This is a genomic window from Microbacterium sp. LB12 (assembly GCF_037150835.1).
In the GTDB taxonomy this organism is placed as follows: domain Bacteria; phylum Actinomycetota; class Actinomycetes; order Actinomycetales; family Microbacteriaceae; genus Microbacterium.
The window spans coordinates 36,245-51,884 of the sequence record NZ_JBBCPF010000005.1; the positions used below are offsets into that span (position 1 = coordinate 36,245).

Sequence of the window (15,640 nt, forward strand, 5' to 3'; positions counted from 1 at the left end):
GCCGTCGTCCTGGGGCGGCGGCACACGGCCTCGGATCAGGCGATCGCGCGGAGTCCCTCGACCAGCGGCGTGGTCGGGCGGCCGATCAGCCGGGCCAGGGTGCCGTCGGTGTCGGCAAGAGCACCGTTCTTGATCCCGGCGTCCAGCGCGGCGACGAAACCTGCCGTGCCCTCGTCGAGGCCGGCGGCGCGCAGAGCGGTGACCTGGTCGTCGAACGAGACCGGCACGTACGAGACCTCGCGGCCGGTCACCTCCGAGAACGCGGCGGCGAGCTCGCGGTAGTCCCAGGCGACGTCGCCGCCCAGCTCGTACACCTCGCCGATGTGGCCGTCCCCGAGTGCCACGACCGCAGCGGCGTCCGCGAAATCCTTGCGGCTGGCCGAGGCGACGTGGCCTTCGCCGGTGCCGGAGGCGAGCACGCCCGTCTCGGCGGCGCGCGCGAGGTCTGCGGCGTAGTTCTCGGTGTACCAGTTGTTGCGGAGGATCACGGCGGGCAGTGCGGCTGCGGTGATCAGCTCCTCCGTCGCCTTGTGCTCCGGGGCCAGCACCAGGTCGCTCGTCGTGGCCTTGGGGGCGCTGGTGTACACGAGCTTCGTCACACCGGCGGCCTTCGCGGCGTCGATGACGGCCCGATGCTGCGCCACGCGCTGTCCGACCTCGGAGCCGGAGATGAGCACGACGGTGTCGATGCCCTCGACGGCCGCGGCCACCGATTCGGGGTCGGTGTAGTCGAGGCGGACCACCCGCACGCCCAGGTCGGCGCCTTTGGCGGTGTCGCGAGCACCCGCGACGATCGACTCGGGGTCGGCTCCGCGCTCGATGAGGCTGGCGATGACGAGACGGCCGAGGTTGCCGGTCGCACCGGTGACGAGGATGGTCATGAGGGGTCCTTTCGTAGGTGACATCCTCGACAACCCGCGCGCACGTACTGGGCATTCCGATCTATGGGTACCCACTTTGAAGTAAGGTACCCACATGACGGTTAGTTTCGCGCAGATCAAGGAGTCCGTACCGTTCGCCTTCGACCAGAACTGCGGCACGCGCGTCGTCCTCGACCACATCATGAGCAAGTGGGGAGTGCTCGTGCTCTCCTGTCTGTCGGACGGCACGCGGCGCTGGGGAGTGCTGCGTCGCGAGGTCGACGGCATCAGCGAGAAGATGCTCGCATCCACGCTGCGCACGCTCGCCGACGACGGCCTGGTGCATCGGGAGTCGCTGCCCACGGTGCCGCCGCACGTCGAGTACAGCCTGACGCCGCTGGGGCGCGATCTGATGGAGCGGATGCTGCCGCTGATGGAGTGGGTCGCCGATCATGCCGACGGGATGCTCAAACGGGGCTGATTCCACGGATTCCATCGCCGATGACCGATTTGACCCACGGATTCGGTCGGTGGACGAAAGCCGTTGACGCGATAACCGCGGTGGCCCTACTGTTCTGAACATGGCTACCACCCCCATTCACCTGGAACGCCCCGACGGCAAGGGGCTGGCCGCAGGCACGCTCGGCCTGTGGGGATCGACCGTGATCGGATTGGCCTCCACGGCCCCGGTCTACTCGCTGGTCGCGACGCTCGGCTTCGTGGTGCTCGCCGTCGGCGCGCAGGCGCCGATCGCGTTCATCATCGCCTTCGTGCCGATGCTGCTGATCGCCTTCGCCTACCGGGAGCTCAACAACGCCGTACCCGACTGCGGCACCACGTTCACGTGGGGGACGAAGGCGTTCGGGCCGTGGGTCGGCTGGATGGGCGGCTGGGGCGTCGCGGTCGCCGGCATGGTCGTGCTCGCCAACCTCGCCCAGATCGCGTCCGTCTACTTCTGGTCACTGATCGGACAGGACCTCGAGAACAACGACTGGCGGGTCGTGCTCGTCGCGGTCGGCTTCATCGCCGCGATGACCTGGGTCAGCTGGCGCGGTGTCGAGATCGGCGAGCGCATCCAGAACATCCTGCTCGGCATCCAGTACCTGGCGCTCGCGATCTTCGTGGTCACCGCGCTGTGGCAGTTCTTCGCCGGCTCCGCTCCGAACCCCACGCCCTTCGACTGGGAGTGGATGAACCCGTTCGCCTTCACCGACTGGTCGGGATTCACCGAGGCGATCCTGCTCGCGCTGTTCATCTACTGGGGCTGGGACACCTGCCTCGCCCTCAACGAGGAGACCAAGGATCCGAAGCGCATCCCGGGTCGTGCGGCACTGCTGACGACCGTCATCCTGCTGTTCACCTACGTCTCGGTGACGATCGCCGCGATGATGTACGCGGGTCTCGGAGAGAGCGGTACGGGGCTGGGTAACGAGGCCAACGCCGACGACTTCTTCCTCGCCATCAAGGACGGACTGCTCGGCCCGTTCGGCTGGGTGCTGGTGGTCTCGGTCATCATCTCGGCGGTCTCGTCGACGCAGACCACGATCCTTCCCACTGCCCGCGGCACGCTCGCGATGGGCGTCTATCGGGCACTGCCGGCCAAGTTCAAGGACGTGCACCCGACGTACAAGACGCCGTCGTTCTCGACGATCGTCATGGGCGTGGTCGCCTCGGCCTACTACGTGGGCATGACGCTGATCAGCGACAACATCCTGCAGGACTCGATCCTGTCGCTGGGGCTCGCGATCGCGTTCTACTACGCCATCACCGGCTTCGCGTGCGTCTGGTACTTCCGCAAGGATCTGACGAACTCGGCTCGCGAGTTCTTCTTCAAGGGACTGTTCCCGCTGCTGGGCGGGATCATGCTGGCCTGGGCGTTCATCCAGTCCGCGATCGACATGTGGGACGTGAACTACGGCTACACGGTGCTGTTCGGCATCGGCGGCACGTTCGTGATCGGCATCGGCTCGCTGGCCATCGGTCTGGTGCTGATGTTCCTCTGGTACCTGTTCCCGCGGTCGAAGCGCTTCTTCCGCGGCGAGAGCCTGAACCGCGACACCGAGGTGATGGTGCCGGATGAGCCGGCGGTGACGATCCGCTCGATCGACGGCGGCATCTGAGGATGACGGTCGCCACCGCCGACCTTTACGACGAGCGCGAGGACGACATCCAATCGCTGTCCCTGCAGTTGCTGTCGTTCGGGCAGAGGACGGCGTTCGACGGCGCGATCCGCACAGTGCGCTGCTTCGAGGACAACGCGCTGGTGAAGTCTGTGCTCGCGGTCCCGGGGGAGGGCGCGGTGCTCGTCGTGGACGGCGGTGGATCGGTGCAGACCGCGCTGATGGGCGACCTGATCGCGGCGTCCGCGGTGGCCAACGGCTGGGCCGGTGTCGTCATCAACGGCGCGATCCGGGATCGAGTCGCGATCGATGCGCTCGAGCTGGGCGTCAAGGCGCTGGGCACGAACCCGCGCAAGAGCGCGAAGCACGGCATTGGCGAGGTCGACGTGCCCCTCGAGTTCGGGGGTGTGGTGTTCCGGCCCGGCGCGCACCTCTACAGCGACGAGGACGGCATCCTCGTCGAGTTCTGAGGCGCCGAGCGCGAAGGCGGGTTGTCCTAGGCTTGCTCCGTGCGCATCCGGCTCGACATCGCCTACGACGGCACCCACTTCCGCGGGTGGGCGAAGCAGCCGACGCTGCGCACCGTGCAGGGCACCCTCGAGGCTGCGCTCGCGAGGATCGCGGGTTCGGACGTGCAGTTCGTGGTGGCCGGTCGCACCGACGCCGGCGTGCATGCGAGCGGCCAGGTGGCGCACGTCGATCTCGACGAGAAGCAGTGGTCGCGCATCCAGGCGCGGCAGGGGAGGGCGCCGCAGGACCCGGCTCAGAGCATCGCCGGGCGCATGCGCGGTGTGCTCGGCGCATACTCCGATGTCACGGTCACCCGGTCCTCGATCGCGCCCGAGGGGTTCGACGCCCGGTTCTCGGCCGTGTGGCGGCGCTACCGGTATCGTCTCGCCGATGCGGAGACCGGATTCGACCCGCTGCGCCGCCACGACACGACGACTGTGCGGGGCCGGCTCGACGAGCAGGCGATGGATGCCGCGGCCCGCACGCTGATCGGACTGCACGACTTCGCGGCCTACTGCAAGCCGCGCGAAGAGGCGACGACGATCCGCACCCTTCTCGACTATCGGTGGGAGCGGGACGCGGAGGGGGTCCTCGTCGCCGAGGTCAAGGCCGACGCGTTCTGCCACAGCATGGTGCGTGCGCTCGTCGGCGCCTGCGTCGCGGTGGGCGAGGGGCGGCTGGACGTGGGCGACCTGGTCGTGCTGCGGGATGCGCTCACCCGGACCAGCGAGTTCAAGGTGCTGGCGGCGCGCGGCCTGATCCTCACCGAGGTGGGCTACCCCGCCGACGAGCTGCTCTCGGCGCGCGCGACCCAGACCCGCGCTCGCCGCGACGCCACGAGCGACTGAGGCCATCACGTCCGCGGAGGCGGTGTGGATGCGGCGATCCGGAGCCGGGACACAGGCGCGACGAGTAGCGTGGGAATGATCATGAAGGTCATCTCCTACAACCTCCAGAAGCACCGGGCGGCCGGCGAGCTCGCGGGCATCGTCGGCGACCACGACCCCGACATCCTGTGCCTGCAGGAATGCGATGTGCCGGAGCTGCCCGCGGAGATCGGCGATCTCGTGCTGGCGGACGCCACCCAGGGCAACCGGCTGGGGCTCGCCCTCTTCTACCGGGCCAGCACCTACCGCCTGCAGGGGATCCGCACTCTCGGACTCAAGAAGTCGCTGCACGACCGCATCGCGAAGCCCGCGCACGAACGGGTGCTGGGTGCACGGCTGCGCGACATCGACGACCGACAGGACTTCATCGTCGCGTCGTTCCACGCGGCGCCGCTGACCGCCCTGAACTCGCTGCGACGACACCAGATCCGGGCGGCGCTCACCGAACTGGCGACCCTCGGCGAGGGGCTGCCGCAGCTGATGGTGGGGGACTACAACTACCCGGTGTTCAAGGAGAACCTCGGGCAGGCGGTGCGCGACCACGGATACGCGCTGTCGCTCAGCGACGACCACACCTACACCCGTTACCGCGTGTTCCGCGGGCACTACGACTTCGCGACCTCGTCGGGCTTCGAGATCGAACGCATCACGACGCTCCCACAGGGGGCGAGCGATCACCGCCCGATCCTCGTCACGGTCACGCCCGACTGAACCGGGTGTTTTGGGCATCGGCCGTCGGTGGCGTATGCTGTCTCTTTGGTGCCTTTCCCCGTCCGCGGGGAAGGTCGCCGTCCGAACGTGAGCCCTCCACTGGCGTGTTCGTCCCTGTCGGGAAGAACCACCCCGGAGTGGGATTCACGAACTTCTCCGTTCGACACAGAAAGCAGCACTATCGTGACGCGCACTTATACCCCCAAGGCTGGCGAAGTCCAGCGCGACTGGGTCGTCATCGACGCCACCGACGTCGTTCTCGGCCGCCTCGCCTCGCACGCCGCAACGCTCTTGCGTGGCAAGCACAAGCCGACCTTCGCCAACCACATCGACTCGGGTGACTTCGTCATCATCGTGAACGCCGACAAGGTCGCGCTCACCGGTCAGAAGCTCCAGAAGAAGCTGGCCTACCGCCACTCCGGCTACCCGGGCGGCCTGAAGTCGGTCACCTACGCCGAGCTCCTCGAGAAGAACCCGGTCCGCGCTGTGGAGAAGGCCATCCGTGGCATGCTCCCCAAGAACAGCCTCGGCCGCCAGCAGCTGTCCAAGCTCAAGGTGTACGTCGGTGCAGAGCACCCGCACGCCGCGCAGCAGCCCCAGCCGTACACCCTCGACCAGGTCGCCCAGTAAGCGCCGTAAAGACTTAAGGACATACTCGTGGCTGACATCCAGGACACCACCGAAAACCCCCAGAGCTTCTCGACCTCGACTCCCGAGACCGACGTGGTCGAGGCGGCTCCCCGCCCCATCCTCAGCGTCCCGGGCGCCGCTGTCGGTCGTCGCAAGCAGGCCATCGCCCGCGTGCGTCTCGTCCCCGGCTCCGGCACCATCACGGTCAACGGCCGTGCACTCGAGGACTACTTCCCGAACAAGCTGCACCAGCAGCTGATCAACGACCCGTTCACCGCGCTCAACCTCGTCGGTGCCTACGACGTCATCGCGCGCATCTCGGGTGGCGGCGACTCGGGCCAGGCCGGCGCGCTGCGCCTCGGCATCGCCCGTGCGCTGAACGAGATCGATGCAGAGAACAACCGTCCGACCCTGAAGAAGGCCGGCTTCCTCTCGCGCGACGCTCGCGTCAAGGAGCGCAAGAAGGCTGGACTCAAGAAGGCCCGTAAGGCGCCTCAGTACTCGAAGCGTTAAGGTCCACCGGTCCGATGCCGATCTTTGGCACGGACGGCGTGCGAGGGCTTGCCAATGGCATCCTCACCGCCGACCTGGCGCTCACCCTGGCCCAGGCGACTGCTGTCGTCCTGGGCCAGGGCCGTACTGCGGAGGCTCGCAAAGCCGAAGGCAAGCGACTCACCGCAGTGGTCGCCCGGGACCCTCGGGTCTCCGGACACTTCCTCACCGCCGCCGTCTCCGCGGGGCTGGCCTCCTCGGGGGTCGACGTGCTCGAAGCGGGCGTCATCCCGACGCCGGCGCTCGCGTTCCTCGTGGCTGATCGCGACGCCGACTTCGGCGTGATGATCTCCGCGTCGCACAACGCGGCCCCCGACAACGGGATCAAGATCTTCGCGCGCGGCGGTCGCAAGCTTCCCGACATCGTCGAGCAGCGCATCGAAGAGGCGATGAACGGCGAGATGCTGCGCCCCACCGGCGCGGGCGTCGGCCGCATCGATCGGTTCTCCGACGCGGAGGACCGCTACGTCATGCACCTTCTGGGATCGCTGCCCAATCGTCTCGACGGCATCCACGTGGTGCTCGACTGCGCACACGGCGCGGCATCCGGCGTCTCTCCCGAGACGTTCCGCGATGCGGGCGCCGAGGTGACCGTGATCGGCGCGGACCCCGACGGCTGGAACATCAACGACGGCGTCGGCTCGACGCACCTCGACAACCTCGCAGAAGCGGTCGTGCGTCTGGGTGCCGACATCGGTATCGCCCATGATGGCGACGCGGATCGCTGCCTGGCGGTCGACGCCGAGGGCAACCACATCGACGGCGACCAGATCATGGCCATCCTCGCGGTGTCGATGAAGGAGCGCGGTCATCTGACGGATGACACGCTCGTCGCGACCGTCATGAGCAACCTCGGGTTGCATGTGGCGATGCGCGAGCACGGCATCACGGTGCGTCAGACCGCGGTCGGTGACCGCTACGTGCTCGAGGATATGAACGAGGGCGGCTACGCGCTCGGCGGCGAGCAGTCCGGTCACGTCATCATGAGCGAGTACGCGACCACCGGCGACGGCATCCTCACGGGCCTCCACCTCGTGGCCGAGATGGCGCGTCAGAAGAAGTCCGTCGCCGAACTCGCGGCGGTCATGACGGTCTACCCGCAGGTGCTCATCAACGTGCGGGATGTCGACAAGGAGCGCGTCGGCGAGGACGAGATCGTGCAGCAGGCCGTCCGCGACATCGAGACCGAGCTGGGCGACACCGGGCGGGTGCTGCTGCGCAAGTCCGGCACCGAGCCGCTGGTGCGCGTCATGGTCGAGGCGGCGGACGCCGAGTCCGTGCACGCCTATGCGGGCCGTCTCGCCGAGGTGGTCCAGGAGCGCCTCGCGCTCTGACACCCGAGCTGTTCCGAACCGGCCCGGCGCCTCAGCGTCGGGCCGGTTCCGTCTCTCCGACGTGTGCACGCGCTCGGAGCGCGCGCGGCGTGGTGCCGTAACCCTCGTCGAGGGCGCGGCGCAGACTCATCGGCGAATGGAAGCCCGCCCGCTGTGCGACCTGCTCGATGCTGAGCGAGTCGAAGCGGCTGTCGCTGAGGTATGACTTGGCCAAGTGGGCGCGCTGGCGTCTGATCTCACCGGCCACGCTGTTGCCCGCCTCGGCGAACACCAGCTGCAGCTGCCGCAGAGAAGACTGCACCTCGCGCGCGACGAGGCCGGGAGTCAAGGCGGGATCACTGCACTCGCGGGCGATCACCGCCACCGCTCGCTCGCGCAGCAGCCGGTGCGGCGAGCGACGGGCCGCGTCGGTGCCGACCCGATCGAGCAGGATCGCGCCGCTCATCTCCAGGATCAGTTGCTCGATGGCGTAGCGCTCGACCGGTGTCGCCTGATCGTCGGCGGCGAGCACCTGCTCGATGAACGCCTGCATGGCGCGGTCCAGCGGACGCCGCTCCGCGAGGATGCGCGCCGTCGTCGGAAGCGCCGCGACGAACGACGCGAGCGCGGTGCGCGGCACGTAGGCGGCGGTGATGCGCCAGGCGCCCTCGCAGCGCAGCGTGCGCATGACGCCGGGGGGAGCGAGAACGACCCCGCTGTCGACCGGCATCCACCGACCGTCGTACCGCCTCGTCGAGGCGACAGGGGCGTCGAAGAAGGCGAACACGGCATGGTCGGGATGCGTGGACGCGGTGTCGAACGAGAACTCGGTCGAGCGGCCGCGCATCGAGAGCAGGACGACCGTGCCGGAGATGCGCCCTCTCGCCCGCACCGGCGTCGGCTCGTCGATCACCCGGATTCCGTGCGCGAGCAGACCGGCGGGATCGATCTCCCCGACGACACCGTGCTCCACTCCGCACCTCTTCTCCGCGCGTTTCGGGAGAGGATACCGGCGGGGCGACCGCATCGACAGTGCCCCTCACGCCGGCGAGGTGACGCGATGGATCGCCGTGCTCAGGGGCGGGAGCCGCTCCAGTTCAGCTGTTCGATGTAGCGCAGCAGCACGCCCTCGCGCAGGGCCCACGGCGACACCTCGAGCTCATCGACGTCGAGCGCGGTCATCGCGGAGTGCAGCGACACGGCGGCGGCCACGATCTGGAACGTGCGATCGGGGGTGATGCCGGGCAGCTCCTGCCGCGCCGAGGCGGGAAGTCGCGCGAGGCGCGGGATCCAGGAGCCGAGGGACGCGCGGGGCAGCAGCATCCGCTCGCTCCCCGACCACCCGGGAACCGGGTAGCCGACCAGCCGGGCGAGGGAGCGGATGGCCTTGGACGACCCGACGACATGATCGGGGCGGGGAAGCGCGGCGAACCGCGGCAGCACGTCGGCGAGCGTCGTCGCGGCATGCGCGCGCAGACGCTCCACGTCGGCCTCGCCCGGAGGGTCGTTCGGCAGGAACTGCACGGTCATGCGCCCGGCACCGAGGGGGACGGACGCCGCGGCATCGGGCATCTCCTCTGCGCCGGCGGCGATCTCGAGCGAGCCGCCGCCGATGTCGAGGAGCAGCAGCTGACCGGCCGACCAGCCGAACCATCTCCGCACCGCGAGGAACGTCAGCTCCGCCTCGGTCTCCCCGTCGAGCACCTGCAGCGGCTGCCCGAGCGCGGCCTCGATGCGTGCGATGACCTCTGCGCCGTTGCGCGCGTCGCGGACCGCACTCGTGGCTGTCGCCAGCAGTTCGTCGACCCGTTCGGCCTCCGCGACGCGGCGAGCCTGCGAGACGGCGGCTTCGAGGGCGACCACCCCTTCCTCCGAGATCGCCCCGTCGGGTGTGAGGTAGCGCATCAGGCGCAGCACCGTCCGGTCGCTCGTCGTGGCGAGCGGGCGTCCACCGGGGCGGACGTCGGCGGCCAGCATGTGGACGGTGTTGGATCCGATGTCGAGGACTCCGAGGCGCACGGGAAGAGAATAGTCGCTCGCGGAGGGGCCACGGCGACGGCGTCCTCGCATCGGGGATCCCGCGCGTCACGTGTGCGAGCACGCGGATACGATGTATTCCGTGACCACCGCCGACCCCTCGCTGCCGCTGTCGCCGTATCGGGAGATCGGACGCGCGGAGTGGGCGCGCCTCGCGGCCGGGCTCGACCAGCCGCTCACCGAGACCGAGGTCGTCGAGCTGCGCGGCATCGGCGATCGCCTCTCCCTGACCGAGGTGCGCGAGGTGTATCTGCCGTTGAGCCGCCTGCTCAGCCTGTACGCGACCTCGACGAAGCGCCTCGGGGCGGCCACCTCCTCGTTCCTGCAGGAAGATGACACGACCACCCCGTTCGTCGTGGGCGTCGCCGGATCGGTGGCCGTGGGCAAGTCGACCATCGCCCGTCTGCTGCGCGAGCTCATGAGTCGATGGCCCGGCACGCCGCGCGTCGAGCTGGTCACCACGGACGGCTTCCTCTATCCGAACGCCGAGCTCGAGCGTCGCGGGATCATGGACCGCAAGGGCTTCCCCGAGTCGTACGACCGTCGCGCGCTGCTGGAGTTCCTCACCGAGGTCAAGAGCGGCGCCTCCGAGGTGCGCGCGCCCTTCTACTCGCACATGCGCTACGACATCGTGCCGGACGCCAACGTCGTGGTCCGCCGCCCCGACGTCGTCATCGTCGAGGGGTTGAACGTGCTGCAGCCGCCGCCCGCCCCGAACGACGTGGCCGTGAGCGATCTGTTCGACTTCTCGATCTTCGTCGACGCCGAGACCTCGCACATCGAGAAGTGGTACGTCGACCGTTTCCTCGCGCTGCGCCAGGCGGCGTTCAGCAACCCCTCGTCGTACTTCAACGTGTTCGCGCACCTCACCGATGAGGAGGCGATCACGACGGCGCTCGGGTACTGGAACGAGATCAACATGCCGAACCTCATCGAGAACGTGATGCCGACCAGGCACCGAGCCCGACTGGTGCTGCGCAAGGGTGCCGATCACGACGTCGAGAGCGTGCTGCTGCGCAAGCTCTGACGCGACACGGGTCGCGACCGGACGGGGGCGGAATATTGTACGGACGACTCGCAAAAATCCCGCCTTACTCTTGATCGCATGTGTGGAATCGTCGGATACGTGGGCCCGCGCCCCAGCCAGGACATCCTTCTCGCCGGCCTCGCCCGCCTGGAGTACCGCGGGTACGACTCCGCCGGCGTCGCCGTGATCGACGGCGACGGCGCGCTGGGCATGCGCAAGAAGGCAGGCAAGCTCGCCGTGCTGCGCGATTCCCTCGCGGACGCGCCGCTCCCCGACGGCTCCACCGGCATCGGCCACACCCGCTGGGCGACGCACGGCGGACCGACCGACGGCAACGCGCACCCGCACCTCGCCGACGACGACAAGCTCGCCGTGATCCACAACGGCATCATCGAGAACTTCTCCGCGCTGCGCGACGAACTCCTCGCCGACGGCGTCGTGTTCCGCAGCGAGACCGACACCGAGGTCGCCGCCGCCCTGCTCGGTCGTGAGTACGCCGGCAACGGGGGAGACCTGCAGCTCGCGTTCCGCAGCATCGTCAACCGTCTCGAAGGCGCGTTCACCCTGCTCGCCATGCACCAGGACCACCCGGGCCTCGTGGTCGGCGCCCGCCGCAACTCGCCCCTCGTGATCGGCCTCGGCGAGGGCGAGAACTTCCTCGGCTCCGACGTCGCGGCGTTCATCGAGCACACGCGCAAGGCTCTGGCCATCGGCCAGGACCAGATCGTCTCGATCACCCCGGACTCCGTCAGCGTCACCGACTTCGCCGGCACGCCCGTGCAGCCGGAGCCGTTCGACGTCTCATGGGATGCCGCCGCCGCCGAGAAGGGCGGATGGTCGAGCTTCATGGCGAAGGAGGTCGCCGAGCAGCCCGAGGCCGTCGCCAACACGATCCGCGGACGCATCCAGGACGGTCAGGTCGTGATCCCCGAGCTCGACGGACTCGACGAGCTGTTCCTGGGCATCAACCGCGTCATCATCACCGCGTGCGGCACCGCATCGTATGCCGCGCTCGTCGGCAAGTACGCGATCGAGCAGTGGGCGCGCGTCGCGGTCGACGTCGAGCTGGCGCACGAGTTCCGCTACCGCGACCCGGTGATCGGCGCCGACACCCTCGTCGTGTCGATCAGCCAGTCCGGCGAGACCATGGACACGCTCATGGCGGTCAAGTACGCGCGCGAGCGGGGTGCCCGCACGCTGTCGGTCTGCAACACCCAGGGAGCGACGATCCCGCGCGAATCGGACGCGGTCGTGTACACGCACGCCGGACCCGAGGTCGCGGTCGCATCGACCAAGGCGTTCTCGGCGCAGATCACGGCGCTCCTGCTGCTGGGGCTGCACATGGGCCGTGTGCGCGGTGCGGTCGCGGACGCCTCGGTCGACGTGGCCGAGCTCGCGGCGCTTCCGGAGAAGATCGCGAAGGTGCTCGAGAGCGAGCAGGAGCATGTGACCCAGCTCGCCGGCTGGATGGCCGACACCCGCTCGGTGCTGTTCCTCGGTCGTCACGTGGGCTACCCGATCGCGCTCGAGGGCGCGCTCAAGCTCAAGGAGATCTCCTACATCCATGCCGAGGGCTTCGCCGCGGGCGAGCTCAAGCACGGTCCGATCGCACTCATCGAGCCGGGGCAGCCGGTGTTCGTGCTGGTGCCGTCCCCGCGTCACTCCGCGCTCGTGCACTCCAAGGTCGTCTCGAACATCCAGGAGATCCGCGCCCGCGGTGCCCGGGTGATCGTGATCGCGGAAGAGGGCGACGCCGCGGTGCTGCCGTTCGCCGACGAGGTCGTGCGCATCCCGCTCGCCGGCGCGATGTTCGAGCCGCTGCTCGCCGTGGTGCCGCTGCAGATCTTCGCGATGGCGCTCGCCACCGCGAAGGGCCTCGACGTCGACCAGCCGCGCAACCTCGCGAAGTCCGTCACGGTCGAATAGACCTGCCGAACGGCCCCCTTGCCTGCGAACCACCCCTTTCGGGACGCACGCAAGGGGGTCGTTCGCATTCAAGAGGGTGGCTCGGCGGGGCCAGTAGGCTGAACGGGTGATCATCGGCACCGGCATCGACCTCGTGGACATCCCACGGTTCGAACGGACGATGACCCGGACGCCCCGTCTGCGGGAACGACTCTTCGCCCCCTCCGAGCGTGAGCTGCGCCTTCCCTCGCTCGCCGCGCGCTATGCGGCCAAGGAAGCGCTCATCAAAGCGCTCGGCGGCTCGGACGGCGTGCACTGGATCGAGATCGAGATCGCCTCCGAGGCATCGGGCCGCCCGCACTTCGTGCTGTCCGGATCGACCGCGGCCGTCGTCGAGGAACGCGGCATCCGCACTCTGCATCTGACCCTCACCCACGACGCGGGCCTTGCTGCCGCGTTCGTCGTCGCCGAAGGAGCACCGCTGTGACCGTCCCGTTCCGCGAAGCGACCATCGACCTCGACGCCGTCGCCGACAACGTGCGCCACTTCCGCCGCCTCACCGGCGTCGAGGTGATCGCTGTCGTCAAGGCCAACGCCTACGGGCATGGTGCTGCGACTGCCGCCGTCGCGGCCCTCTCCGCCGGGGCGACGCGCCTCGGGGTCGCCGAGATCGCCGAAGCGCTCGAGCTGCGCCGACAGGGCGTGCACGCGCCGATCGTGGCGTGGCTGCACGCGCCGGGCGAGCGCTTCGAGCAGGCGGCCGCGCAGAACATCGAGGTCGGCATCTCGACGTTCGACCAGCTCGAGGCCGCAGCGGCCGCGGCCGCCGTCGACCGTCCCGTCGGGGTGCACCTGAAGTTCGAGACGGGGCTGTCGCGCAACGGCATCGCTCCGGCGGACTGGGGTCGCGTGCTCGCCGAGGCCGCGCGCCTGGAGCGCATCGGGCGGCTGCGGATCATCGGACTCTTCAGCCACCTGTCCAACACATCCGCGGAGGACGATCGGGCCGCGCTCGAGAAGTTCCACGAGGGCGTCGCCGCGGCCGCCACGTTCGGCATCCACCCCGAGATCCGACACATCGCCGCGACCGCCGCCGCCATCGACCTCCCCGAGATGCGGCTCGACGCCGTGCGGATCGGTGTCGGACTCTACGGCCTCTCGCCGTTCGACGACCGCAGCTCCGCCCAGCTCGGGCTTCGTCCCGCGATGACCCTGCGCGGTGCGGTCGCCGCCGTGCGGCGTGTGCCGGCGGGAACCGGAGTCTCCTACGGCTACGACCACCGCACGGACCGGGACACGACGCTGGTGCTGGTGCCGCTCGGATATGCGGACGGCGTACCGAGGAACGCCTCGGGGAAGCTCCCCGTCTCGATCGGCGGGAGGCGGTTCGTGAACGTCGGGCGGATCGCGATGGACCAGTTCATCGTCGACGTCGGCGACACCCCGGTGTCGATCGGCGACGAGGTGGTGCTGTTCGGCGATCCCACGCTGGGCGTGCCGTCGGCGGGGGAATGGGCCGAGGCCGCCGACACCATCAACTACGAGATCGTCACGCGCATCGGATCGCGCGTGCCGCGGCGGACCGTATGAGCGTCGACCCGTCGTTCCTCGGACGACGCGAGATCCCGACCTCGGAGGACATGGAGCAGCTCGGCCTGCGTATCGGCGAGCAGTTGGAGCCCGGCGACCTCCTCATCCTCACCGGCCCCCTCGGCGCCGGCAAGACGACCTTCACCCGCGGCCTGGCCGAAGGTCTCGGTGTGCGCGGACCCGTGCAGAGCCCGACCTTCGTGATCGCCCGTACGCACCCCTCCCTGGTGGAGCGGGCGCCGCTCGTGCACGTCGACGCCTACCGGCTCGGATCCGCGGCGGAGCTCGACGACCTCGACCTCGACCTCGCGCACTCGGTGGTCGTGATCGAGTGGGGGCGCGGCATGGCGGAGGAGCTGGCCGACTCCTGGTGGGATATCGAGTTCGAACGTCCCGTCGGTGCCGCCGACCTCGAACCCGCGGAGCTCGACCCGGCGGAGCTCGACGCCGACGCGCCGCGCATCGTCACGATCGCTCGCGAGGGGGTCGCATGACCGCGGCATCCGCCCCGGCGCTCGTCGCCGTGATCATCGAAGACGACCCCGGGGTGCGGTCGCTGCTGGACGAGGTGTTCCTCGCCGCCGGCTTCGAGACCATCCTCGCCGAATCCGGGCTGGAGGGTCTCGCGGCCATCGAGCAGCACCGGCCCGTCATCACGACCCTCGACATCAACCTGCCGGGCATCGACGGCTTCGAGGTCGCCCGCCGCATCCGACGGATCAGCGACACGTTCATCATCATGCTGTCCGCGCTCGCCGATGAGTCGGACGTGGTGCTGGGTCTCACCTCCGGCGCCGACGAGTATCTGATCAAGCCGTTCCGGCCACGCGAGCTCCGCGCGCGCATCGAAGCGCTCCTGCGGCGACCGCGGGTGGCGGATCCCCGCGCTATCGAGGTCACGCGCCCGGCGCTGGAACCCGAGCCCGCCACCGAGGGCGCGACCGTGCTCACCTGGCGGGGCAGGGTGCATCGCGATCTGAGCCTCGATCTCGACACCCGGCTGGTCCTGATCGCGCAGAAGCGGATCGACCTCACCCCGACCGAGTTCGAGCTGCTCGCGGCCCTGCTGGAGGCGAAGGCCCGGGTCTGCAGCAAGGCGGAGCTCGCCAGGGGGCTGCGCGGCTCTCCGCCGGGCTCGAACGACTTCGTCAGCGAACCCGACAAACGGGCGATCGAGACGCACATCGCGAATCTGCGGCGCAAGCTCGGCGACAGCACCACGAAACCGCGCTACATCGAGACGGTGCGTGGCGTCGGCTATCGTCTCACGCCCGCTGACGCTCCGTGAGACCGAGGGGCGGAGCCGTGACTCCCCAGTCACGGCCCCGGATGCCTGCGAATCCCCACTCGCGTGGCCCCAGCGTCTGCGTTGTTCCCCAGCCGCAGTGTCGGCCCCCACACAGAATGCTAGGGGCGCGAGGCCGCCTGAAGAGCGGGCTCGACCGATCTTTGAGTAATCTTGCGGCAAAGCTGAGGTTCGAGGGGGAAGGTGAGCGCT

17 protein-coding genes are annotated in these 15,640 nt (G+C 69.2%); 14 read left to right on the forward strand and 3 right to left on the reverse strand.

Annotated features, from left to right (window positions below; all coding sequences use genetic code 11):
- Positions 1 to 35: 35 nt before the first annotated feature.
- Positions 36 to 881, reverse strand: a complete 846-nt coding sequence (locus WFM69_RS10365) for an SDR family oxidoreductase (protein ID WP_337004320.1) — start codon at positions 879 to 881, stop codon at positions 36 to 38.
- Positions 882 to 975: 94 nt separating this feature from the next.
- On the opposite strand from WFM69_RS10365, the gene WFM69_RS10370 reads away from it, so the two are divergent.
- The 8 genes from WFM69_RS10370 to glmM all read left to right on the forward strand — a co-directional run bounded on the left by WFM69_RS10370 (position 976) and on the right by glmM (position 7,604).
- Positions 976 to 1,341 (forward strand): winged helix-turn-helix transcriptional regulator, encoded by a 366-nt coding sequence (locus WFM69_RS10370; protein WP_337004322.1) that lies wholly within the window; start codon positions 976 to 978, stop codon positions 1,339 to 1,341.
- A 100-nt stretch (positions 1,342 to 1,441) separates the two neighbouring features.
- Positions 1,442 to 2,980 carry an APC family permease gene (locus WFM69_RS10375; RefSeq protein ID WP_337004325.1) on the forward strand — a complete coding sequence of 513 codons (1,539 nt, stop codon included), beginning with the start codon at positions 1,442 to 1,444 and terminating at the stop codon, positions 2,978 to 2,980.
- 2 nt (positions 2,981 to 2,982) lie between these two features.
- Positions 2,983 to 3,450: a ribonuclease E activity regulator RraA gene (rraA, locus tag WFM69_RS10380; RefSeq protein WP_337004327.1), complete on the forward strand. Its 468-nt coding sequence runs from the start codon at positions 2,983 to 2,985 to the stop codon at positions 3,448 to 3,450.
- 39 nt (positions 3,451 to 3,489) lie between these two features.
- Complete coding sequence (gene truA, locus WFM69_RS10385) at positions 3,490 to 4,338, forward strand: tRNA pseudouridine(38-40) synthase TruA (RefSeq protein ID WP_337004329.1); 849 nt, start codon at positions 3,490 to 3,492, stop codon at positions 4,336 to 4,338.
- Between the two features lie 81 nt (positions 4,339 to 4,419).
- Positions 4,420 to 5,088 carry an endonuclease/exonuclease/phosphatase family protein gene (locus WFM69_RS10390; protein WP_337004331.1) on the forward strand — a complete coding sequence of 223 codons (669 nt, stop codon included), beginning with the start codon at positions 4,420 to 4,422 and terminating at the stop codon, positions 5,086 to 5,088.
- A gap of 183 nt (positions 5,089 to 5,271) precedes the next feature.
- Positions 5,272 to 5,718 (forward strand): 50S ribosomal protein L13, encoded by a 447-nt coding sequence (gene rplM / locus WFM69_RS10395; protein ID WP_067121576.1) that lies wholly within the window; start codon positions 5,272 to 5,274, stop codon positions 5,716 to 5,718.
- Between the two features lie 27 nt (positions 5,719 to 5,745).
- Positions 5,746 to 6,231 carry a 30S ribosomal protein S9 gene (rpsI, locus tag WFM69_RS10400; RefSeq protein ID WP_337004336.1) on the forward strand — a complete coding sequence of 162 codons (486 nt, stop codon included), beginning with the start codon at positions 5,746 to 5,748 and terminating at the stop codon, positions 6,229 to 6,231.
- Between the two features lie 14 nt (positions 6,232 to 6,245).
- The gene (gene glmM, locus WFM69_RS10405) at positions 6,246 to 7,604 is read left to right on the forward strand and encodes a phosphoglucosamine mutase (protein WP_337004338.1); all 1,359 of its coding nucleotides are present in this window, start codon (positions 6,246 to 6,248) and stop codon (positions 7,602 to 7,604) included.
- A 31-nt stretch (positions 7,605 to 7,635) separates the two neighbouring features.
- Here the strand turns inward: glmM and WFM69_RS10410 are convergent, their stop codons facing one another.
- Together WFM69_RS10410 and WFM69_RS10415 are read right to left on the reverse strand one after the other, a co-directional pair.
- The gene (locus tag WFM69_RS10410; protein ID WP_337004340.1) at positions 7,636 to 8,556 is read right to left on the reverse strand and encodes a helix-turn-helix domain-containing protein; all 921 of its coding nucleotides are present in this window, start codon (positions 8,554 to 8,556) and stop codon (positions 7,636 to 7,638) included.
- A gap of 101 nt (positions 8,557 to 8,657) precedes the next feature.
- Complete coding sequence (locus WFM69_RS10415; protein ID WP_337004342.1) at positions 8,658 to 9,602, reverse strand: Ppx/GppA phosphatase family protein; 945 nt, start codon at positions 9,600 to 9,602, stop codon at positions 8,658 to 8,660.
- Between the two features lie 91 nt (positions 9,603 to 9,693).
- Between WFM69_RS10415 and coaA the strand changes: the two genes are divergently transcribed.
- The 6 genes from coaA to WFM69_RS10445 all read left to right on the forward strand — a co-directional run bounded on the left by coaA (position 9,694) and on the right by WFM69_RS10445 (position 15,430).
- A complete protein-coding gene (coaA, locus tag WFM69_RS10420) occupies positions 9,694 to 10,647 on the forward strand; it encodes a type I pantothenate kinase (protein WP_337004344.1) in 954 nt (317 codons plus the stop codon).
- A gap of 78 nt (positions 10,648 to 10,725) precedes the next feature.
- Positions 10,726 to 12,573 carry a glutamine--fructose-6-phosphate transaminase (isomerizing) gene (gene glmS, locus WFM69_RS10425; protein WP_337004346.1) on the forward strand — a complete coding sequence of 616 codons (1,848 nt, stop codon included), beginning with the start codon at positions 10,726 to 10,728 and terminating at the stop codon, positions 12,571 to 12,573.
- 106 nt (positions 12,574 to 12,679) lie between these two features.
- On the forward strand, positions 12,680 to 13,039 hold the full coding sequence (locus WFM69_RS10430) for a holo-ACP synthase (RefSeq protein ID WP_337004348.1): 360 nt from the start codon (positions 12,680 to 12,682) through the stop codon (positions 13,037 to 13,039).
- Positions 13,036 to 14,142, forward strand: a complete 1,107-nt coding sequence (alr, locus tag WFM69_RS10435; RefSeq protein ID WP_337004350.1) for an alanine racemase — start codon at positions 13,036 to 13,038, stop codon at positions 14,140 to 14,142. Before WFM69_RS10430 ends, alr begins: the two co-directional genes overlap by 4 nt.
- A complete protein-coding gene (gene tsaE, locus WFM69_RS10440; protein WP_337004352.1) occupies positions 14,139 to 14,636 on the forward strand; it encodes a tRNA (adenosine(37)-N6)-threonylcarbamoyltransferase complex ATPase subunit type 1 TsaE in 498 nt (165 codons plus the stop codon). Before alr ends, tsaE begins: the two co-directional genes overlap by 4 nt.
- Positions 14,633 to 15,430: a response regulator transcription factor gene (locus tag WFM69_RS10445; protein ID WP_337004354.1), complete on the forward strand. Its 798-nt coding sequence runs from the start codon at positions 14,633 to 14,635 to the stop codon at positions 15,428 to 15,430. The genes tsaE and WFM69_RS10445 overlap by 4 nt, the downstream gene beginning before the upstream one ends.
- Positions 15,431 to 15,640: the final 210 nt, after the last annotated feature.